At 35.0% G+C, this 22874-nt stretch carries 23 protein-coding genes; 1 reads left to right on the top strand and 22 read right to left on the bottom strand.

The window, feature by feature from the left end; genetic code table 11:
* Positions 1-295 precede the first annotated feature (295 nt).
* The 22 genes from DRF65_RS26960 to atpB all read right to left on the bottom strand — a co-directional run bounded on the left by DRF65_RS26960 (position 296) and on the right by atpB (position 20610).
* Positions 296-1678: a nucleoside permease gene (locus tag DRF65_RS26960; RefSeq protein ID WP_115973798.1), complete on the bottom strand. Its 1383-nt coding sequence runs from the start codon at positions 1676-1678 to the stop codon at positions 296-298.
* Between the two features lie 20 nt (positions 1679-1698).
* Complete coding sequence (locus DRF65_RS26955) at positions 1699-2298, bottom strand: bifunctional nuclease family protein (RefSeq protein ID WP_115973797.1); 600 nt, start codon at positions 2296-2298, stop codon at positions 1699-1701.
* 181 nt (positions 2299-2479) lie between these two features.
* Positions 2480-3427 (bottom strand): electron transfer flavoprotein subunit alpha/FixB family protein, encoded by a 948-nt coding sequence (locus DRF65_RS26950; protein ID WP_115973796.1) that lies wholly within the window; start codon positions 3425-3427, stop codon positions 2480-2482.
* A gap of 38 nt (positions 3428-3465) precedes the next feature.
* On the bottom strand, positions 3466-4212 hold the full coding sequence (locus DRF65_RS26945) for an electron transfer flavoprotein subunit beta/FixA family protein (protein WP_115973795.1): 747 nt from the start codon (positions 4210-4212) through the stop codon (positions 3466-3468).
* Between the two features lie 149 nt (positions 4213-4361).
* Complete coding sequence (locus tag DRF65_RS26940; protein ID WP_115973794.1) at positions 4362-5069, bottom strand: SDR family oxidoreductase; 708 nt, start codon at positions 5067-5069, stop codon at positions 4362-4364.
* 79 nt (positions 5070-5148) lie between these two features.
* Positions 5149-6060, bottom strand: coding sequence for a T9SS type A sorting domain-containing protein (locus DRF65_RS26935; RefSeq protein WP_115973793.1), 912 nt, complete (start codon positions 6058-6060; stop codon positions 5149-5151).
* Positions 6061-6269: 209 nt separating this feature from the next.
* A complete protein-coding gene (locus tag DRF65_RS26930) occupies positions 6270-7187 on the bottom strand; it encodes a T9SS type A sorting domain-containing protein (RefSeq protein ID WP_115973792.1) in 918 nt (305 codons plus the stop codon).
* A 267-nt stretch (positions 7188-7454) separates the two neighbouring features.
* Positions 7455-8834 (bottom strand): dipeptidase, encoded by a 1380-nt coding sequence (locus DRF65_RS26925; RefSeq protein ID WP_115973791.1) that lies wholly within the window; start codon positions 8832-8834, stop codon positions 7455-7457.
* A gap of 170 nt (positions 8835-9004) precedes the next feature.
* Positions 9005-9283, bottom strand: a complete 279-nt coding sequence (locus DRF65_RS26920; protein ID WP_115973790.1) for a hypothetical protein — start codon at positions 9281-9283, stop codon at positions 9005-9007.
* Positions 9284-9420: 137 nt separating this feature from the next.
* A complete protein-coding gene (locus DRF65_RS26915; protein ID WP_185148489.1) occupies positions 9421-10569 on the bottom strand; it encodes a class I SAM-dependent methyltransferase in 1149 nt (382 codons plus the stop codon).
* 155 nt (positions 10570-10724) lie between these two features.
* Entirely contained in the window at positions 10725-11165 is a 441-nt protein-coding gene (locus DRF65_RS26910; protein ID WP_115973789.1) for a DinB family protein, read from the bottom strand.
* Complete coding sequence (locus DRF65_RS26905) at positions 11165-12328, bottom strand: methylmalonyl-CoA mutase family protein (protein ID WP_115973788.1); 1164 nt, start codon at positions 12326-12328, stop codon at positions 11165-11167. The genes DRF65_RS26910 and DRF65_RS26905 overlap by 1 nt, the downstream gene beginning before the upstream one ends.
* Positions 12329-12412: 84 nt before the next feature.
* Positions 12413-12769, bottom strand: coding sequence for an FtsB family cell division protein (locus tag DRF65_RS26900; protein WP_115973787.1), 357 nt, complete (start codon positions 12767-12769; stop codon positions 12413-12415).
* 5 nt (positions 12770-12774) lie between these two features.
* The gene (udk, locus tag DRF65_RS26895) at positions 12775-13389 is read right to left on the bottom strand and encodes a uridine kinase (protein WP_045497309.1); all 615 of its coding nucleotides are present in this window, start codon (positions 13387-13389) and stop codon (positions 12775-12777) included.
* A 207-nt stretch (positions 13390-13596) separates the two neighbouring features.
* Positions 13597-13902, bottom strand: coding sequence for an ATP-dependent Clp protease adaptor ClpS (locus DRF65_RS26890; RefSeq protein ID WP_115973786.1), 306 nt, complete (start codon positions 13900-13902; stop codon positions 13597-13599).
* Between the two features lie 11 nt (positions 13903-13913).
* Positions 13914-15272 (bottom strand): hemolysin family protein, encoded by a 1359-nt coding sequence (locus DRF65_RS26885; RefSeq protein ID WP_115973785.1) that lies wholly within the window; start codon positions 15270-15272, stop codon positions 13914-13916.
* A gap of 267 nt (positions 15273-15539) precedes the next feature.
* Positions 15540-16403, bottom strand: coding sequence for an ATP synthase F1 subunit gamma (gene atpG, locus DRF65_RS26880; protein WP_115973784.1), 864 nt, complete (start codon positions 16401-16403; stop codon positions 15540-15542).
* A 76-nt stretch (positions 16404-16479) separates the two neighbouring features.
* Positions 16480-18057, bottom strand: coding sequence for a F0F1 ATP synthase subunit alpha (gene atpA, locus DRF65_RS26875; protein WP_115973783.1), 1578 nt, complete (start codon positions 18055-18057; stop codon positions 16480-16482).
* Between the two features lie 16 nt (positions 18058-18073).
* The gene (atpH, locus tag DRF65_RS26870) at positions 18074-18613 is read right to left on the bottom strand and encodes an ATP synthase F1 subunit delta (RefSeq protein WP_068943514.1); all 540 of its coding nucleotides are present in this window, start codon (positions 18611-18613) and stop codon (positions 18074-18076) included.
* A 2-nt stretch (positions 18614-18615) separates the two neighbouring features.
* The gene (locus DRF65_RS26865; protein WP_115973782.1) at positions 18616-19110 is read right to left on the bottom strand and encodes a F0F1 ATP synthase subunit B; all 495 of its coding nucleotides are present in this window, start codon (positions 19108-19110) and stop codon (positions 18616-18618) included.
* A gap of 102 nt (positions 19111-19212) precedes the next feature.
* The gene (locus DRF65_RS26860) at positions 19213-19431 is read right to left on the bottom strand and encodes an ATP synthase F0 subunit C (RefSeq protein WP_034681712.1); all 219 of its coding nucleotides are present in this window, start codon (positions 19429-19431) and stop codon (positions 19213-19215) included.
* 51 nt (positions 19432-19482) lie between these two features.
* Positions 19483-20610 (bottom strand): F0F1 ATP synthase subunit A, encoded by a 1128-nt coding sequence (atpB, locus tag DRF65_RS26855; RefSeq protein WP_115973781.1) that lies wholly within the window; start codon positions 20608-20610, stop codon positions 19483-19485.
* A gap of 761 nt (positions 20611-21371) precedes the next feature.
* On the opposite strand from atpB, the gene ffh reads away from it, so the two are divergent.
* Positions 21372-22733, top strand: a complete 1362-nt coding sequence (gene ffh / locus DRF65_RS26845) for a signal recognition particle protein (protein WP_115973779.1) — start codon at positions 21372-21374, stop codon at positions 22731-22733.
* Positions 22734-22874: the final 141 nt, after the last annotated feature.

Below are 22874 nucleotides of genomic sequence, written 5' to 3'. Positions count from 1 at the left end.
TTACTAAAGTGCCAAAATACGAAAAAAAACACATTCCCAAATCATCTGTTGTCAAACATGTATTTCTCCTTCCTAACACTCATTAGTTATAATAAAAAGCTTTCAATATTAAATATTTATCAATAATATATCCATTATTTTAATGAATTAAAAACACCAAATAGCCATTATTATAATTTTTAAATCACATTTTATGCTTATCATCTGTTTAGCTTAATTATGAATTGATTTAAAATAAAAAAATTGCACTTTCTTATCGAAAGTGCAATTTTATATTATGGTACTGTTAATTGAATTAATGTTTAACTGAAGAAACGTCCTCAGGCTTGTGCTTATGTTTAAATAAAACAGCAAAGAATATAGCAAGAACCAATGAATAAATGGCAAATGATAACCATATCTGCTGCCAGTCTTTCACCATAACAACAGAGGAAAGACTACCATCTGAGTTTACGACTGCATTAAAGCTGTTTTTCAGGATCTCAAGGAACGTAGGGTTATCAGGAGTAGTCTCCAGATAAGTAGATAAATCCGTAGCTGTTGTAAATTTATGGGTAAAGAATTTATCTATCGCCCAACCTGCAATATAACTACCAAAAACGGCTCCAAAACCATTGGTCATCATCATAAATAATCCCTGTGCTGATGAACGGATCTTTTTATCTGTTGTTGTTTCTACGAAAAGTGAACCTGAAATATTAAAGAAATCGAAAGCCATTCCGTAAACAATACAGGAAAGAATGATTAGTGAAAGCCCGTATCCGTCCGGTACTCCATAAGCAAAGAATCCAAATCTTAATACCCATGCCAGCATAGACATTAACATTACTTTCTTGATCCCGAATTTCTTCAGAAAGAAAGGAATTGCCAGAATAAACAGAGTTTCTGAAACCTGAGAAATCGACATAATGATTGTAGATCTCTGTACTACGAATGAATCAGCATATTTTGGAAAATGAGCAAACTCACTTAAGAACACATCTCCGTAAGCATTTGTTAACTGAAGTGCTGCTCCTAAAAGCATTGAAAACAAAAAGAACAAAGCCATTTTATAGTTTCCAAAAAGCTTAAAAGCATTTAAACCTAATTGTTCTGACAAAGGTGAACTTTTATCAATCAGCTTTTGTGGTGGACATTTTGGTAAAGTAAGCGCATAGATTCCTAAGAATATAGCTATTGCTCCTCCGATATAAAACTGTCCTTCTGTTGCTTTATTTCCACTAAGATTAGTAATCCACATGGCCACAATGAATCCAATGGTCCCCCAAACACGAATGGGTGGAAAATCTTTCACCACATCCAGATTATTATTCTTTAGAATAGTATAGGAAATTGAATTGGCCAGGGCAATAGTAGGCATATAAAAGCACATTGCAACAAGCATCACCGAAAAGAAAGAATTGGGATCTGCCGAATGTGGTAATATGAAAAGCATAACCCCGTAAAGAATATGTAATACTGAAAAGATACGTTCGGCATTCACCCAACGGTCAGCAATAATTCCAGTAATGGTTGGCATAAAAATAGAAGCAATTCCCATGGTTCCGAAAACAGCTCCAAACTGTGTTCCTTCCCAATGTTTAGTACCAAACCAGAAGTTCGCCATCGTAATCAGCCATGCTCCCCACACAAAAAACTGGAGAAAACTGAGGATGGTCAGTCGTAATTTTAAATTCATTTTTATATAAAGTATCTCTTTTAGTCAATTTTCTTTTTCCTCCTCTTGATTTCCTCCTGAATTTCAAGGGCGGTATCATAGTCTTCTTCTTTGACGGCATCTTCCAGAAGCTTCTGAAGTTCCTCCATAGAAAGGGATTTTAAGTTGTCTTCAGCCTGTACTGTTTCTGAGAAGGTCTGCTCTTCTTTTGACACATCTTCCAGCTCTAATAAGATTCCTGCTTCGTTTAAAACCTGCTGTGTAGTAAAGATAGGTGCATCGAATCTTACAGCCATAGCAACAGCATCAGAAGTTCTTGCATCAAGGATCAGCTCTTCTTCAGTTGCTTTATTTTTAAAGTTAATATTTGAAAAGAATACCCCATCTACAATCTGATAAATGATTACAGAAACCAACTCATAATTGGTTGAAACGATAAATTTTGAGAATAAGTCGTGGGTAAGAGGGCGCGGTGGATGGATATCTTTTTCCAATCCGAGAGAGATAGATTGAGCCTCGAAATTTCCTATAACAACAGGTAATTTTATGTGTGTTTCCTCATGCTCCAGTAACAATGCGTACGCCCCAGATTGGGTCTGACTGTACGATATTCCGCGAATAATTAGCTGCTTATAATCCATAGCTACAAATATAGATTAATTTTTTGTTGTGATTTCACTTTTTTAGACAAAAATAAAAGCCCGGAAAGCCGAGCTTTTATTGTATTATATGTGATTGTCAATGGTCAATCGTGAATTTTACTTTGCAAGTGAATGATTAAAAATTAACTAACAAAGCGAATTGACTATTCACCATTAAATTTTATCCTTTAATAGCTTTAATTTTCTCTGTTAAAGCAGGAATAATCTGGAAAGCATCTCCTACTACTCCGTAATCTGCAGATTTGAAGAATGGTGCTTCAGCATCACTATTGATTACTACGATAGTTTTTGAAGAGTTTACTCCAGCTAAGTGCTGAATTGCTCCTGAAATCCCAACTGCGATATAAAGGTTAGGTGAAATAGCTTTACCTGTTTGTCCTACGTGTTCTGTGTGAGGTCTCCAGCCAATGTCAGAAACCGGCTTAGAACAAGCTGTAGCCGCTCCTAAAACATTTGCCAATTCTTCGATCATTCCCCAGTTTTCAGGACCTTTCATCCCTCTACCTGCAGAAACAACCACTTCAGCTTCTTTAAGGTCTAATTTCCCTGAACTTTGCTCGTGAGAAATTACTTTAGTATCTTCATTAGCAACAGATAAGTTTTTCACTTCTTCTGAACCTGATACTGCGTTTTCTTTAACACCGAAAGCATTTTGAGAAACTGTAACAATTACTCCGTTTCCTTCAGCTTTTGCATGCATAAAACCTTTTCCTGAGAATGCTCTTCTCTTCACCTGGAATGGAGAAAGACTTTCCGGAGCTTCCAATGCGTTAGTAATTAAAGAATAATTCTTCATAATTGCTAACATTGGTGCTACTGAAGAAGCATCTGTAGTGTGAGGAAAAACGATAATGTTTCCATCTGCTACTTCATTCACAGCCTGAGCAAATGCTTTAGCTGAGAAATTTTTAAGACCTTCGTCTTTGATATTGATAACGTTTGATGCTCCATATTTGTATAATAAATCTGAAGAATCGGTAGGGTTTACAGAGATTGCTGTAACGGTATCTCCTGCTTTGTCTGCAACAGCTTTAGCATAAGAAACTGCTTCGAAAGCTGCTTTTTTGTAAACTCCATTTATATTTTCTGCGTATACGAATACTGCCATTTTCTTAAATTTAAAGATTAAAAATTAAAGGATTAAGATTAGATCACTTTAGCTTCTTCGTGAAGCAATCTTACCAATTCATCCAGATTGTCTGGAGAAACCATTTTCACAGCTGCTCTCGGTGGAACACTGTCATAAGATACTCCCTGAACTTTAACTTCTGAAGAAGCAGGCTCTACTACCTGTAAAGGCTTTGTTCTTGCAGACATAATTCCTCTCATGTTTGGAATGATAAGGTCTTTTTCGTCTACTAAACCTTTCTGACCTGCAATAATTGCCGGTAATTTAACAGAAATAGTTTCTTTTCCACCTTCAATTTCTCTTACTGCAGTAGCTTCGCTTCCATTTACATCTAATCCTACAGATGCATTTACGAAAGGCTGGTTTAATAACTGAGCTACCATTCCCGGTACAGAACCACCGTTATAATCGATAGACTCCTTACCACAAAGGATTAAATCATATCCTCCGTTTTGAGCTACAGCAGCAATTTCTTTTGCTGTAGAATAGCTATCCTTTGGATCAAGGTTTACTCTTACTGCATCGTTAGCACCAATTGCCAGTGCTTTTCTGATTACAGGTTCTGTACCAGCATCTCCTATGTTGATTACTGTTACAGTTGCTCCCTGAGATTCCTGTAGTTTAACCGCTTTTGTCAACGCAAATTCGTCTAGCGGGTTAATTACCCACTGAATTCCGTTTTTGTCGAAAGCAGATTTATCTGCTGTAAAGTTAATTTTGGAAGTAGTATCCGGAACACTACTAATACAAACTAATATTTTCATGTGTACTATTTTATTTTTTCTCTTTTAGGCATAAAATCATGACAGTTTATGCAGAGATTTTGTTTGAATTAATTTTTGCTAATATAAATAAAAAATATATTATGCATGCATAATACTTATTAAATTATTATTCAATACATTAGATGTACTTATTTACCTGGCTGTGTTGCTCTAAACTCTATTTTACTAGGTAAAACCCTTGAATTCATCTTTAAAATGTCCAATATCAGATTCCCCATATCTTCAGGCTGAATCTTCCAGCTGTCTTTTTCAGATGGAACATTTCCGTTAAAATAGGTAGCCACTGATCCCGGCATAATTACCGTAGATTTGATATTGTACTTTCTCAAATCAATCATTGCTGCCTGCGTAAATCCTACGACTCCGAATTTTGAAGCGTTATAACCCGTTCCGTTTTCAAAGAAATTAGCTCCTGCCAGGCTTGAAATGGTAATATAATAGCCTTCTGTCTTTTTCAGTTCTTCTACAGATGCTTTTAAAGTATAAAAAACACCGGTAAGATTGGTTTCTATCATATCATTCCACTCTTCAGCGGTCAGTTCATCTACAGGCTTAAATATGCCCAGTCCGGCGTTTGCAATCACATAATCCAGTCTTCCGAACTTTTCAATAACAGATTTTACAGCTTCTGTTTCACTTTCCAGGCTTCTCACATCAGAAACAACTCCCAAGACATTGGGTGAATATTGCTTAAGTTCATCTTCAGCTTTTATCACATCTTCTCTTTTTCTTCCTGAAAAAGCTACTGAAATTCCATTTTCAAGCAGGATTTTGGCAATTCCCAAACCTACTCCCTTAGTTCCTCCTGTTATATATGCTGTTTTATGTTTTAACATCCTGTTTAAAATTTATTTCTCTAAAATAACAAAAACGCTCCAATTGGAGCGCTTTACTGATACTAAGATTTATCAGGTCTTATTTTTTGATGAATTTCTCGGTAGTTCTACCTTCTTTTGTTTCGATATTAATGATGTAGCCTCCTGTATTCAGATTTCTTACATCAATTTTATTTCCATCCAGACTAACATTCATTTTTCTTCCGTTCATGTCGAAAATTTCAACTGTGTTAATTTTCTCTGTAGAATTTACATTTAAATAATCTACTGTTGGATTAGGAGAAATTGTTGTTTTTTTAACATTGCTGAATATTTCTTGAGTTCCTAGTGTTGCATTCTGACCTTCAATACTAAATGCAAGACCATCAAACGCAGGTTCGTCTGTAAGGAATGATATACTTGTCCAATTTGTAGCTCCTGCACCAAAAGCATTCATAGGGTCTACAAGTTTCGCTCCATTGCCATTGATTTGGCCTGAGAACCAGTTAAATCCATTATTGCCACTGTTGGCACCATAAGAAGTCTGATTAGTTTTTGCAGCGAATACAACCCAATAAGTAGTATTAGCAGACAAAACAACAGGTGTACTTAGCGCTGCCGTTACATCAATTTCAAAAGTATACCCCGTTAAAGTTTTTACCAAAGAATATCCAGGAGCTCCTTTAGCTACATTTATTGCTGCAATTGGATTTCCAGCTCCATTAGGGATTCCAGCAGGGGATCCGGCAGCATCTGCATAAATATAAAGCATTGCTCCTGTTGCAATAGTAGTTTCTAAATTTGACGCATTTTGAAAGCCCAGCACTTTCACTTTTGTTATTCTGCTTTGACTAGCAAGGGTAAAGTCATCTGCAGATGCGACAAAGTTCCCATTTGCCAAAGCGTCAGCAACAATTCCGTTTTGACTTGTAACTGTTTGATTAAAAATTGTTGTTTGCGCATTTAAAGAGGCTAGTCCTAAAAAAGCAGCCAATAGTAAAGTTCTCTTCATGATGAATAATTTTAGTTTATTACAAAAGTATCAATTTTAAGTTAATTAAACAAAAAATAAATAAATTAAACAAAAAAATATATAATAAAATAAATAATTATCATATTTAATTTCAAAAAAAACATAAATAATTCAAAACAAAAAAAATACACACATCTAAAAAAAATAATACAAAAACACATTTAATATTAAAAATTAAATTAAATAAATTATTTTTTTAAAATTTTCTTCAAAACACGATTTTTCTCTGTTGTTATTTTTACAAAATAGAGTCCTGGAATCATGGTTTTCATGTTAATAGTATTGTTATTTAATTCTACCCTCATTTTTTTACCTTGAAGATCAAACATTTCAATATCATTTATTTTTTCAACAGAGCTTATTTTCAAGAAATCTGTGACCGGATTAGGATATACTGTAAGAAGGTTAGAATTTGCTTTTGCTTCTTTCACAGACAGAATTAATTCATCATTAATCTTAATATTATCAAAATATGCCGTTCCCATCCCATTATTGTGAACAAACCGCAATTGATCCATCGTAAGAGGATTTGAAACAGGTTCAGAGTAAATTAATGTATCATTAAGGTAATACCTGTTTTCTATAGCTGTACCCACTATTTTGAATCTATGCCATGTATTGGGAGTCCAGATTCCTGAGGTAGAAACCAGATTCTGAACATTTAAGTTTTTATCTAAAATCTTTATAACTCCTGTTTTATCAAAGTCAACTCTTATAGCCATCTGTTCATTTATATTATCTATTCCCTGAAATCCAAATATGGAAGTATCAAGCTGAGACATATTAATATCAAATGAAACTGAAAAATTAGTAGTATTAAGCGGAGATACCAGATTGTAAAATCCTCCAATAACGGGTTCCGACTGAACACCATACATAGTTTCCCTGACAATTTTAAGAGCACTGCTTCCATTAGTGGCATTATCTGTGCTGATTGTCTGGTGAATTACATTTTCTGGATTTCCTCCCGTAGGAGTACTGATCCATAGTCCCTGTCCGTGAATGTTTCCGGTTGTAAACCCTTCAGTGTCTTCAAAAGATACAGTCTGCTGTGCAAAAGAAAACATTGCCAATAAGGAGCATGCGATTAAGTAGATTTTTTTCATTAGTTTTCAAGTTTGGAATAAAAATATAAACTTTCCTTGAATAGTGAAATAACCTGTCATTAAATAAAGAATAAAGCTTTTATACTCAGTGGATTTAACTGCTTACAAACCTTATTTTATTCTTATTCTAATTAAATCCAAGTTAAATACTTTCATTAATATCATTTCTTCAGAGAATTATTCCTTACTATTAAATCTGCCTAAAGTTTATAAAATAAATAAGGCGCTTCTACGAAGCGCCTTATTGTACCGAATGATATTCAATGTTTATTTTGAATAGTTTTCAAAAAATAATGGAATACTTTCAATTCCTTTATAGAAATTGAACAATCCATAGTGCTCGTTTGGAGAATGGATCGCATCAGAATCCAGCCCGAAGCCCATCAATACTGATTTAGCTCCTAAAACTTTCTCAAACATAGATGTAATTGGAATACTTCCACCACTTCTGTATGGTAATACTTCTTTACCAAATGCAGTTTCCATCGCTGTTTTAGCCGCTAAAAACTCTTTGGTGTCGCTTTGTAGTACATAAGGCATTCCACCATGGTGAGGTGTTACTTTCACTTTTACGGTATCCGGAGCAATTTTTTCGAAATATTTCGTGAATTTTTCTGTAATTTCTTCCGGAGTCTGATAAGGAACCAAACGCATTGAAATTTTAGCGAAAGCCTTGGAAGGAATTACTGTTTTAGCTCCTTCTCCTGTATATCCACCCCAGATACCATTACAGTCTAAAGTAGGACGGATAGAAGCTCTTTCTAACGTTGTATATCCTTTTTCACCTTCAATATTGCTCAATCCGATTGACTTTTTGTATTCTTCAGGATTATCCTTCAGTTTATTCATTTCTGCTCTGTCTGCATCAGATACGACTTCAACGTTATCATAGAACCCATCAATAGTGATATGTCCATTTTCATCGATAAGGTTAGCGATCATTCTTGATAACACATGGATCGGATTTGGAACTGCTCCACCATAAAGTCCTGAATGCAGGTCTCTGTTTGGCCCTTCCACTTCTACTTCTACATAGCTTAATCCTCTTAATCCTGTTGTTACAGTAGGTTGCTCATTACTATAGATGTGTGTATCTGAAATTAAAATACAATCGCAGGATAATTTTTCCTGGTTTTCATTCACAAAGTCTCCTAAACTTACAGAACCTACTTCTTCTTCACCTTCTAAGATAAACTTAACGTTACAAGGAAGCGTATTTGTTCTCATCATCGCTTCAAAAGCTTTCAGGTGCATAAAGAACTGTCCTTTATCATCTGCAGCTCCTCTTGCGAAGATAGCTCCGTCCGGGTGAAGTTCAGTTTTTTCGATATAAGGCTCGAAAGGAGGTTTTCTCCATAATTCCAATGGATCTGCCGGCTGTACGTCATAGTGACCATAAACCAATACTGTTGGCAGGTTTGTATCTATAATTTTTTCTCCGAAAACGATAGGATACCCTTTAGTTTTGCATATTTCAACTTTGTCAGCACCTGCATTTCTAAGGTGTTCAGCACATACATCTGCACACTTCAATACATCATCTTTATATGCCGGATCTGCAGAAATAGAAGGGATTCTCAATAACTCAAATAATTCATCCACGAAACGCTGCTTGTTTTCGTTAATGTAATTTAATGTCTCTTGCATTGTAAAATTTTATTTTGTTAAAATTAAAAAAAATGCACCGCTGGGCCAAGTAAAAACAAAGGATTTTCTAAAGAAGAAGATTATTTTCCGATGATTGACCCATCAGCTATTTTTAAAAATAAAAAATGCCCTGCAAAATAACAGGGCATTTTTATATTGTATACTACTAATTAGTGTTCAGCTTTTGGAGCTTCTTCTTTTTTCTCAGCAGGTTTTGCAGCAGCAGTACTGTCTGTTTTAGGAGCTACAGCTTCAGGTTTTGCAGCTTCTTCTTTGTGTTCAGCAGCAGCAGCACCATGTGCACCATGAGCTTCTCCACCCTGAGGATCGTCAGAATATCTTTCTACTCCTTCTTCAAGTTTCAAAACAGCCTTGCTTCCACCCTGCGGAACTTTTTTACAGCTTACCGCTACCGTTGCAATTGCTAAACATATAACTAATTTTTTCATATGTAAAATTTATTTTTTAAATATCATATGGAACCGCACTATTTTAGTCTATTCTGATAAGCTAAACAGCAAGCGATTTCCTGCTCTAATTTTTGATTGCCCAAAATTAAGAAATCCTGCTTCTTTTGGCAACATTTTTAGACTGATTTTAAAATAATTTTCCCTTTTTTGGACTGTGTAAAAATAAGATAATCATTTCCACCATCTTTCAACCCATATTTCTTTTTGATTTCTTCAGGTTTTAAAGGGTAATTTTTCGCAATAATATTATATTGCTCTTTCTTTTTAATCTTTTTAGAATCAATAACTTCCATTTCAAAAACTCTTCCCGGAAAATCGATTATCCTTTCAGAGGAAGTATAAAAATGAGTATTGGGATGTAGTTTTTTAACACCAAATTTTTCAGAAACCAGATTGAAAGTTCCAGCCTTTAAAATAGAATTATTAGGAATATAAATGAATTTTTCAGGTTCGGAATATTCCGATTGAGCATTTTCCTCTTCCCCAAACGTGAAACTAAAGGTAGATTCTCCACTTTCAAGGTTCACACAGTTGCAAATAATTGAGTTCTTATTTTTCCCGGATAAAAATACCACCACCTCTTTTACATCATTTTTAAGAGCGATGATATCAAGTCTGAAAATATTGGGTAAAACTGAAACAAGGTATTTCAGATCAATCAATGGAGAGAGTTTAACAATCACCTGATCTGATATTGACATCAGCTTTTCCTGAATTTCAAGGATATTAGGAGAAAGATCTTCTAAAAGAAATACTTTATTTTTGTTCTGGTCTCTTCGGGCGGGATCTAAGTAAATGGAATCAAAGCTTTCCTGGTTTTCATTCAAAAAATCCTCCAGTTTCTGATTGATAAATCGGGCTTTTCTTCTGAGAGCAGTCCAATTGTGTTCAACAATTTCTAAAAGCTCCGTATTTTGCTCTATTAAAGTAATATTCTCAAAGTTTTGAGATAGATAATAAGCATCAATTCCAAAACCACTGGTTAGGTCGATAAACTTATTTCCTTTTAAAATCTCAGATTTATAAAGAGCTGTTTTTTCGGATGATGACTGCTCCATATTAAGCTGTGGTGGAAAAACAATACCGTCTTTCAGCAGGAAAGGGAATTTTTTTTCTGCGACCTGCTTTCCTTTGATCTGTTGTACGATCTCCTGCATGGAAACTTCCGGAAACGGGGATTTCTTCAACAGTAAGGAATGCAGATCTGTTTTTAGATTTGCATTGATATAGCTCTGAACTTCTTTATTTAATAATTTATTCTCCACAAATTCTACGAATCTTTACATTCTTTTGGTTAAAATGCTTCGACTCCGCTCAGCATGACAGCGCTAATACTTAATGTATAATTTCTAATCTGGGAAATAAATACAGCATGTTTTAACAGTGTTATACTAAGCGGAGCCGAAAGATCTCCACAGAACTATCTTTTATAAAAAATATAGTCTGTTAATATAGGTTCTATACCGTTTTGTTTAAGTAAGGAATTAATCTGTCCTCTGTGATAAGTCGAATGATTAATTGCATGAAAAAGCATTTCAAAAATACTGTTTTCAAATTTTGTTCCTCTTGAATTCTGATATTCTATTCTTTTCTCAAGATCAGAATCTTTAACGATCTCAATACTTTTTACAAAATTCTGATGATTAATTTCATTCAATGATTCAAAAGAATTGACTTGCCAAACCTCAAATGTAGGTTCTCCCAGTATCCTGGCATTCCAGATCTGTTGTGCATTAAGAGTGTGATTAATCAAACTGATTGTTTTATCATCAACAAGTTTCCTGTTTTCAGAAATAACTTTAATCATTTCAACATTGAAATGATAGGTGTATTCGAATAAGTCTATTAGTTTGTCTTTCATTACTCAAACATTTCTGCCCAACGAACGGCTTTTATTTCTTTTTCGCTGTACAAGTCACTGATTGATTTTTTAACATCTAATTTGGGGTATAAATTAACTCCGATCAACTTTATTTTTCCTTCTTCGATCCATTTTTGCTCTTCAATAGCGTGATCATAGATTTTTTTCTGAACAATTCCCTGCTTTAAAAGTTCAAGATAACCTCCGGCTTCTTCCATTTCTACAAATAAAGCCCAGGATTTGTCTGCAATCTGTTTCGTGACATCTTCAACATAATAGCTTCCGTTAGCAGCATCTTCAAATACATTGATGATACTTTCATACGCCAGTACAATCTGCTGCTTGAAAGAAATTTCTTCAGAGTTATCTGTGCTTCTTTCTACAAGGTAATTGTTGGTGAAAACAGCGTCTGCCCCACCGATCATGGCTGAGGCCAATTCTAATGTGGAACGGATCAGGTTGTTTTCATTATCAGCAACCGCTTTATTTCGAAGAGAAGTCTCCGCGAAAATGTAAGGAATTTCATCTAGTCCATATTCTTTGGAAAGCTGGTTAAAAACCATTTTAAAGGCTCTCAATTTCGACATTTCAAAGAAGTAATTCCCTCCAATAGCAATTCTGAAGATTAATTTGTTAAAAATTTCAGCTCCATATACTTCTGCCAGCTCTTTGGTTTTTGCCAGGGCAATCCCTAATTGCTGATAGATGGCTGCTCCTGCATTCTGATGCAATGAAATATCTACACAAATACTTCTTTTGAATCCTTTTGCCAATAATTCCTTTGCCAACTGATCGTCAATAGTTGCGTCTTTTTCATTGAAGACGTCAATTAAAGAAAAATATTGATCTTCTTCCTGAGGGCTGATATGTCCCGCAAGATCTTTATTGTTAACAAAGACGGTTTTCTCAGTCAGATTTTCTACATTCTGATCGAGTAAAAATGCAAATACTTCATCTTCCAGACTTTCATGATATCTGGCTACCAAATGGGTGCTTTCTTCAACTCTTGGCAGATTTACCAAAGGCTTTTTGACCTCTGTATAAAAAGGTCTTACTTCTATCCCTTCCAGGTTTTCCTTTTCCAGAATAGGGTAAATATCCTCTGTTTTAAGTTGTTTTTTTACTAAATTTTCCCAGGTTGGAAGTGTAGCTGTATTTGACATTAGTTTTATTTAAATTGTGAATTATCAATAGTGAATTATACCTATAAAAGCTAATTAACTCTTTCCTACTGATATATTCTATTATTATTTCTTAGCGACTTTTGCACTGTCGACCACCAGAATGAAGATTTCTTCATTCGGTTTCTTCATAAAATAATTTTCTCTTGCGTATTTTTCCTTTTCTGATTTGTTGTTCATCAGTTTTTTATAGAAGGCATCATTCTTTTCGTATTCTTTTTTGTAATACTCCAATTGATCTTCATATTTATGAATCTCACCATTCAGTTCGTTAATTACAAGAAATGAGGTTTTGTCGAAGAAAATCATCCATACCAAAAACAGACAGATCGTAATGGTATACTTATTCAATACATATTTCTGGATAAGTTTGAATGTTTCAGATTTTGGCTGAATGTCTTTGATAAGGTTATTTTCTTCCATTTTTTTTAATGTTTTTTCAACGAGTTCTTAATAACAGTAGTTAAAAAATCAATCGCTACGGAATTCTGCTTCATATTTGGAATAATAAGATCGGCATCATTTTTAGATGGTTCAATGAATTCCTGGTGCATTGGTTTTAATGTGGTCTGATAACGGTGTAATACTTCGCTCAGATCTCTTCCTCTTTCCTGTGTGTCTCTCCTGATCCTCCTGATCAGTCTTTCATCAGAATCTGCATGAACAAAAACTTTCAAGTCAAATTCTTTCAGTAATTCTTTATTGGTAAGAACCAAAATTCCTTCTACTACTAATACATTCTTAGGCTCTACAGTGACGTGATCACCTGTTCTGGAATGCGTTACAAAGCTATAAATAGGTTGTTCTATGGGCTCATTATTCTTTAAAGCCTTCACATGTTTTATCAACAGTTCAAAATCTATTGATTTCGGATGGTCATAATTTAAAGCCTCTCTTTCGGTCAGTGTAAGACCTTGGTTGTCGTGATAATAATTATCCTGAGAAAGGATATTCATTCCTTCGATGTCAAGCTGCTGAAGTATCTTATCAACAACTGTAGTTTTGCCAGATCCTGTTCCACCGGCAATTCCTATTACAAGCATTGTTTTTTGTTTCTTTATAGTTGGTACAAATATACTATTTTAGATAAAATGTGGCAATGCAGGAATATTGAGAAATTGAAAGATTAGAACGTTTAAAAATTAAAAGATTTTTCTGGGGAGTACTGTTCTTTGTCATTTAGAGCTATGACGGGCTTTTCAGTTCATTATTCAATAAAAAAACCGACAATTAATTTGTCGGTTTTTATTTTATACGATTTCACTTGTTAATTCGCGTGAAAGTAATTTTTCGTGCATAGGCTTCAGAACATCTAGTGAACCTGTTTTTACTGTACATTTGCCCTTATAGTGAACCAGCATTGTACATTGCTCTGCCTGTTCCATGGTATGCTTACATATTTCTATGAGGCTATCGATTACATAATCAAATGTGTGGATGTCATCATTATGCAATACAATTTTGTAGACATCATCAGTATCATCCAGTATCAGAACTTCTTCTTCATACTGGCGTTTTGGATTTTCGTAGTCTTTTATACTGTTATAAAAATTCATTCTGAGTTATTTTAAACTTCACCAATTTTTTCTGCTAAACTGTCAATAGCATTGGGTTCCTGATAGATCAATTCAACGAGTTCCACACTCTTATTATTCATTTTCAGAATTTTGAAATGATAATTATCCAGATCAAACTCCTGATTTTCCTCTGGAATCTCTTCTAATTCATATAGAATGAAGCCAGCCAATGAATTGTATTCACTTTCTTCGGAAAGAGGTAACCTTTTAGGTAAAAATTCATTGATCTCATCCAAAGGCTGTGTAGCCTTTACCCAATAGGTATTGTCGGCTATTTTATCAACTATATTTTCCTCATCATCTTCTTCATCCTGAATTTCTCCAACTAATTCTTCCAGAATATCTTCAAGGGTAATAATCCCCTCTGTTCCCCCAAATTCATCAATAACGATAGCAATGTGTTGTTTTTTCTGTTGAAAGGTTTTTAGCAAGTCGGAAACTTTCTTACTTTCTACTACGAAAAATGCATCACGCATCAGATCTTTAAGATCCTCATGATCTAAAGCTCCTTTTCTTTTAACATATTCCCTTATAATTTCTTTAGTATAGAAAATACCAATTATATTATCAATAGAGTCAAGGTACACAGGAATACGGGAATAACCGCTATCCATAATTGTATTAATAATATCATTCACATCTTCTTCAAAGTCGATGGAAGTAATATTCTGTCTTGGAACCATGATTTGTTTTGCAGAGTGATCTGTAAAATCAAATGCATTTTTAATGATCTCGTAGTTTTCTTCTTCAATTTCACCACTGTCTGCACTTTGCTTTACCAAAAGCTGAAGTTCTTCTGTAGAGTGAATTTCCTGCTCTGAAGCCGGGTGAATTTTGATCAGTCTTAAGAAACCGTTTGACATGAGATTCATTAACCAGATAAATGGTTTGAAAACTGTGTAGAATACTCTCAATGGTACAGCTGTAGCCATTGTGGTAGCCTCCGATTTTCTGATCGCTATTGATTTTGGAATAAGTTCACCAAATACAATATGCATAACGGTAATCAGTACAAAACTGGTAGCTACCGAAATGGTAGTAATTGTTGTCTGAGTCAAATCAACGTTCAGAGACTTGAAAATATTTTCAAAAATATGATGCAGAGCGCTTTCTCCTACCCATCCAAGGGCAAGTGATGCCAACGTAATACCTAATTGTGTAGCGGAAAGATATTCATCAAGGTGTTTGATGATATGTTCTGCCTGCTTAGCCATAGAATCGCCTTCTGCGGCTTTTATTTGGATTTGTGAGTAACGAACTTTAACAATTGAAAATTCTGCGGCTACGAAGAAGCCATTTAGTAAAACAAGAAATAAGGCCAGCAAAAGCCTGACTATGTCCGAGTCCATTTAGAAGTTGTATAATTTTATTAGGTACAAAGATATGCAAAATAAAAATAACCTGAATCCCGGATAGATTATTTCAATAAAGGATTTTTTAATAAGAAATTTGACATCTTAAAATACTCCTATTTTTCAATTTAAAATAAAAGAGGAGACTCAGTTCATTTTACTACGAAAAAGGAGCTTTTTGGGTATTAAAAAACGTTTTCACCCTTTGAAAATAAAAAAGCATCGATAAGATCGATGCTTTTAATTGTATGTTAAAATAATTCTTTACGAATTTTTCAAAGCTTCTGCTCCGGAAACAATTTCCAAGATTTCATTGGTAATTGCAGCCTGTCTCGCTTTGTTATAGAAGATCTTAAGATCATTTCTAAGCGCTTCTGCGTTGTCTGTTGCTTTGTGCATTGCAGTCATTCTCGCTCCATGCTCAGATGCTACTGAATCTAAGATTGATTTGAAAACCTGAGTTTTGATAGACTTTGGAATCAAGTTATCCAGGATTTCAGCTCTGTTAGGTTCAAAGATATAATCTGTTTCAACCTGTGGCTCTGTAGTTTCAGGCATTGAGATTGGAAGAAGCTGTTCTGTAGTTACTTCCTGAGTGGCAGCATTAACGAATTTGTTATAAATAACATAAACTTCGTCAAATTTACCTTCTTTGAAGCTAGTCATCACTCCTTCTGTAATGTGAGCAACCGCATCAAAGTTTAAATTATCATATACAGAACTTCCATTAGCATATACTGAACGATTTCTTCTTACAGCATCATATACTTTTTTACCTACAGGAAGAACTTCAATCTCGTACTGAGAATTGTTCTGAAACTGAAGGTTAAGCTCTTTTACAATTGAAGAGTTAAAAGCTCCCGCAAGACCTCTGTTTGAAGTAACAGCGATGAAAAGTATTCTTTTAACCTCTCTTTTCTGAGCATATACAGAAATCTGATCAGGATCTGAGCTAGAATTTACATTCTGGATAAGCTCCTGTAATTTTTCAGAATAAGGTCTTAACATTACGATTGCGTCCTGTGCTTTTTTAAGTTTCGCAGCGGAAACCATCTTCATAGCACGTGTAATCTGCATCGTAGATGAAATTGACGTAATTCTGCCTCGTATTTCTTTTAAGTTTGCCATTAATTTGGGTTCAAAGTTTAAGGTCTAAAGTTTAAGGCTTAAAAGCTATGTTTTAAACCTTAAACATTGAATTTTTTTAGTTGTATTTAGAAGCTAAATCATTAGCTGCCTGCTTAAGAACGCTAGTAATATCGTTATCAATTTTCCCAGATTTAATAGCCGCCATTGTATCAGGGTGCTTAGATCTTAGGAACTCGATATATTCGTGTTGGAATTCTTTAATCTTGTTCAATGGAACGTTTCTCATTAAGTTTTCTGTTCCAGCATATACGATTGCTACCTGACTGTCTACAGGAAGCGGTGCATTTACCGGCTGCTTAAGGATCTCTACGTTTCTTTCTCCTTTAGAGATTACTGCTAAAGTAGAAGCATCAAGGTCAGAACCAAATTTAGCAAACGCTTCTAGTTCTTTATACTGAGCCTGGTCTAATTTAAGAGTACCAGAAACTTTTTTCATTGATTTGATCTGAGCGTTACCTCCTACTCTGGATACAGAGATCCCTACGTTGATCGCTGGACGAACCCCTGAGTTGAATAGATCAGACTCCAAGAAGATCTGTCCGTCAGTAATAGAGATTACGTTAGTTGGGATATACGCAGAAACGTCACCTGCCTGAGTTTCAATGATTGGAAGAGCAGTTAATGAACCACCTCCTTTCACGATTGGCTTAAGAGACTCTGGTAAGTCATTCATTTGCTTAGCAATGTTATCATCAGCGATTACTTTTGCAGCTCTTTCCAATAGTCTTGAGTGAAGATAGAAAACGTCTCCAGGGTAAGCTTCACGGCCCGGTGGTCTTCTTAATAGTAGAGAAAGCTCACGGTAAGCAACAGCTTGCTTAGATAAATCATCATAAACGATCAATGCTGGTCTACCAGTATCTCTGAAGAACTCACCGATAGAAGCTCCTGCCATTGCAGAATATACCTGCATTGGAACTGGATCTGATGCGTTAGCAGCAACGATTACAGTATATGCCAAAGCTCCTTTATCAGAAAGAGTTTTAACGATTTGTGCTACAGTAGAAGCTTTCTGACCGATCGCAACATATATACAATATACAGGCTTACCTGCCTCAAAGAATTCTTTTTGGTTGATAATCGTATCAATCGCAACAGTAGTTTTACCTGTTTGTCTGTCACCAATGATAAGCTCTCTTTGTCCTCTTCCTACAGGAATCATCGCATCAATTGCAACGATACCTGACTGTAAAGGCTCAGTTACCGGCTGTCTGAAGATAACTCCAGGAGCTTTTCTTTCTAGTGGCATTTCGTATAATTCCCCTGTAATAGGACCTTTACCATCGATAGGGTTACCAAGAGTATCTACTACTCTTCCTAACATACCTTCTCCTACTTTAATAGAAGAGATTCTGTTTGTTCTTCTTACTGTATCCCCTTCTTTTACTAATTTACTTTCACCCAATAGAGCAACACCTACGTTGTCTTCTTCAAGGTTAAGTACAATACCTTCTACATCACTAGAAAATTTCACCAACTCTCCGTATTGTACGTTTTCTAACCCGTATACACGAGCAATACCATCACCGATGGTTAAAACTGTACCTACTTCCTCAACGTTTGATTGAGTATCGAAGTTGGCCAATTGCTGTTTTAAGATCGCAGATACTTCTGCTGGATTTATTTCTGCCATTGTATGGTTGTTTTTCTTAATTTAATTGGAAATCTTTTTTAACTTGGTTCAATTTGGTCTTCACAGACGCGTCTACCTGCTGGTCTCCTACTCTTAGGATGTATCCTCCTAAAATATCCTGGTTGATGTTTACTTTCAAATCGAAGTTTGAATTGGCATTCACCAAGTTGGTGGATCTTAGGATCTGATCAATATTCTCTTTGGAAAGCTGAGTTGCTGTTGTAAGCGTTACTCTCTGTACTCCGTTGATATCTTCAACTTTGTTGATAAATTCCTGAGCGATATTTTTTAATTGGTTCTCACGTCCGTGTTTAATAACCAATTTGATCAGATTCTGGGAAGATGCTGATAAACCTTTGAAAATTTCGTTTGCTACCTCTATTTTCTTTTTTGCATCAATGTAAGGGGTAAGGAAGAATTTGTTTAAATCTTTAGATTCAATCATAATCTTCACTACATCTTTCATTTCAGAAAACACGGCAGCTGTCTGACCTGATTCATTAGTGAAATCAAGTAAACCCTGTGCGTATCTTTTCGCTACTTTAGATGTAAGCATTCTTAGTTAAGGTTAGATTTGTTGATATAATTTTGAACTAATTCGTTTTGAGCTTCAGTGTTATCTAACTTTTGTTTCAAGATAGATTCTGCAATGTTTACAGATAAAGCACCGATTTGAGTTTTGATGTCTGCCATTGCAGCATTTTTCTCAGCGTTGATAGTTTGCTTAGCAGCTTCGATAAGTTTATCACCTTCAGCTTTAGCAACATCTTTAGCTTCACCTACGATTCTGTCTTTAATTTCTCTAGCTTCTTTAAGGATAGCGTCTCTTTCGATTTTAGCTTCACGAATGATTCTTTCGTTATCAGCTTTAAGATCTTCCATCTCTTTTTTAGCCAATTTAGCTTGGTTCAATGCATCAATGATAGAAGTTTCTCGTTCATTAACAGCATTTACAATTGGTTTCCAAGCGAATTTAGCTAGAAGAAATAATAGGATAACAAAAGTAAGGGTCATCCAAAACAAAAGTCCAATTCCAGGTTCAATAATTCCCATATCTGTAAATTCTTTTTTTAAATGTTATTTTATGGATTGTTTTTTTAAAATTCTTAGCAGCAGCCAACCGCTTTACTGCTAAGAATATTTTTTGAGGATAGATTACTTGATGAAAGCACCAAAGATGATCGCGATAAGACCAGCACCTTCAATAAGACCAGCAGCGATAAGCATTGCTCCTTGAATCTTACCAGCTTGTTCTGGTTGTCTAGCGATAGCGTCCATTGCATGACCACCGATTTTACCGATACCTAGACCTACACCTAGTACTGCTAAACCGATACCTACGTAAACTAAACCTGTTCCTGTTGATAAATCCATAATAAATAAATTATATTAGTTAAAAAATTATTTTTAAATTCTTTCTTTTAATTAGTGAGCGTGTTCTTCGTGACCGTGCTCATGTTCGTGCTCTGCAACTGCAATACCAATAAATAAGGCAGATAATACAGTAAAGATGTAAGCCTGAAGCGCTGCAACCAGCAATTCCAATACTGAAACGAATAATGCTAATGGCACTGATGCAAATCCTAACAATGGAGACTTAAAGATGAAGATCAATGAAATGATCGCCAAAATCATAATGTGTCCCGCTGTGATGTTAGCAAAAAGTCGCATCATTAAAGCGAAAGGCTTTGTAAAGATTCCGATAATCTCGATTGGAACCATAATTGGGTACAATAAGATTGGAACCGGCGGCATAAAGATGTGTTTCCAGTAATCTTTATTCGCACTGAATAATGTAATTAATAAGGTAATAATAGCTAATACTGATGTAATCGCGATGTTACCTGTAAGGTTTGCCCCAAAAGGGAAGAAAGGAATTAATCCAAAAAGGTTGTTAACCCAGATAAAGAAAAATGCAGTTAATAAATAAGGCATGTATCTTTTGTACTTAACAGACCCGATGTTTGGAATAGCCACCTCGTCTCTGATAAACACAATCACTGGTTCTAAAACTTTCCCAAGTCCTTTTGGAAGTTGTGAAGTTTTATAGTTTCTTGCCATTCCTATGAACACTACTGCCATAAAAATTACTGACAATAACATTGAAGCTGCGTTTTTCGTAATTGAAAGATCAAAAAACACTTCGTTAGATTTTTGTTTCCCGCTGATGATTGAGAACAATGTAGCTTTTTCAACACCTTTAGTAGAAACTACCTGCCCCTCTTCTAAAGTATACCCATCGTGTTCATGTCCGTGAGCAATGCTGCTTGAAAGGAAAGTATGCCACCCTTGGTTATCCTTAATAATAACAGGCAAAGGGATAGAAACGTGATGCTCTTCACCACTGTCATCTTTTGAAGTCCATAAATGCCATTCATTAGAATCACCGATGTGCTCCATGATCACTTTAGTCGCATTGAAGCCATCCTTTGCTTCTCTATGCTCTACTTTTTCAGCTAATTTTTCCCCTTCAGTTTCGTGCTGTGCAGCAGCTAAACTGCTAATAAACACAAACAAAAATGCGAAAAATAATGAAGAAATTTTTCTGTTCATATCTCTTTTTTAATCGTGTGCAAATATATCGATTTTATTAAACTTTACCAATACTAAAAATTGATTTTTATCATCAAAAAAATCAAGATTTATTAATGAGTTTTATTATAGGTAAATATATAAGGAATGACCCTATAACAAAGCATGCAAGTAAAAACATAAAATTCTCTTTTGTTTTATCAATGATTAGAAGTGAAATCAGCAGCCACACAATGTCTTTAGGGATGTTCACAGTGAGGAACTTAAGGGCTGCATCCTGTCTTTTATATAGATATTTTTTAAATATTATATAGACTCCTATATTAAAAACAACAGCTAATGCTATAATAATAAAACCATCAAGAAAATTCATGGTGCAAAAATAGGATTATAATTTTTGATACAAAATAATTCTTAAATTCTTGTATGTATATAATATTATATAGACAGGAAAGCAGGAAGAAGGAGAATAGAAGTCACTATTATGTGTAATACTTATTTGAAGCTACTGACAATTTACACCCCGCTCATTCAATTAATAAAATACAACAAAAGGTTTTCCAAATGAAACAGATTGATGTATTATTAATTATAAAGGAAATTAATCTATTTATACAAAAACATCCCCTTACCTCTTTTTACAGACAAATAAACCTCCTTTTCACTACTTCCATCTCCCAACTTTCATCAAATCTTACCCCAATCCTTATAATATATAAGTCTATATTACTCAGGTTTCTTAAAAATTCCTTATTTTTGCAAACCTATAATTTACAATAAATATGTTTAATAGTTTACAGGATAAATTAGACAAGGCATTACATAATATTTCCGGACGTGGAAAAATTACCGAAATTAATGTAGCGGAAACCGTAAAGGAAATCCGTAGAGCATTGGTGGATGCCGACGTTAACTATAAAGTTGCAAAAGATCTTACCAAAAGAGTTCAGGATAAAGCTTTAGGCGAAAATGTTCTTACTTCCCTTACTCCGGGACAGTTGATGACAAAAATCGTTCATGATGAGCTTGTGGATTTGATGGGAGGTTCTCAGGAAGGAATTAATCTTTCAGGAAAACCATCTATAATCCTTATTGCAGGTCTTCAGGGTTCTGGTAAGACTACTTTCTCTGGAAAACTTGCTCATTATTTACAGACAAAAAGAAATAAAAAACCTCTATTGGTAGCCTGTGACGTTTACCGTCCTGCTGCAATTGACCAGCTAAAAGTATTAGGTGGACAAATCGGGGTTCCTGTTTTCACAGAGGAAGGTTCTACAAATCCTTCTACCATTGCTGAAAACGCAATTAATTTTGCAAAATCAAATGGCCATGATGTTGTGATCGTGGATACTGCAGGTCGTTTAGCAATTGATGAGCAGATGATGAACGAGATTAAATCGGTTCATTACTTCATTAAACCGAATGAAACACTATTTGTTGTTGACTCAATGACAGGTCAGGATGCTGTGAATACGGCTAAAGCATTCAACGATGCCCTGAACTTTGACGGAGTTGTTCTTACTAAACTAGATGGGGATACAAGAGGGGGAGCTGCATTAACGATCCGTTCTGTTGTTGAAAAGCCAATCAAATTTATTTCTACAGGTGAAAAAATGGAAGCCTTAGACCTTTTCTACCCGGAAAGGATGGCTGACAGAATCTTAGGAATGGGAGACGTTGTTTCCTTAGTAGAAAGAGCTCAGGAGCAGTTTGATGAAGAAGAAGCTAAAAAACTTCACAAGAAAATCGCTAAAAACGAGTTTGGTTTTGACGATTTCCTAAAGCAGATTAACCAGATCAAGAAGATGGGTAACATGAAAGACCTTATGGGAATGATTCCTGGGGTTGGGAAAGCTATCAAGGATGTAGAGATCAGCGATGATGCATTTAAGCACATTGAAGCCATCATCTACTCTATGACACCGGACGAAAGAAGAAGACCTTCTATTATCAATACTCAGAGAAAGAACAGAATTGCAAGAGGTGCAGGAAGAAAGATTGAGGATGTAAACCAATTGATGAAGCAATTTGATCAGATGGGAAAAATGATGAAAATGATGCAGGGACCTCAAGGAAAGCAAATGATGCAGATGATGAGCAAAATGCCAAACATGCCTGGAATGGGCGGAATGTTTGGAAAATAGTCCAGAAACAATCTAATCAAAATATAAAATCCGACTCAAAATTAGACTGCACCCAAAAGTTTAGACAAAATTAAATAATATTATTATATGAAAGAGTTCGGTACTGTACTGGACTCTTTCCTTTTAGATTAAGCCTTATCC

The sequence above is a fragment of the Chryseobacterium pennae genome (assembly GCF_003385515.1).
GTDB lineage: Bacteria > Bacteroidota > Bacteroidia > Flavobacteriales > Weeksellaceae > Chryseobacterium > Chryseobacterium pennae.
The sequence above is the reverse complement of the archived record's forward strand: the minus strand, read 5'-3'. Positions and strand labels throughout refer to the sequence as shown.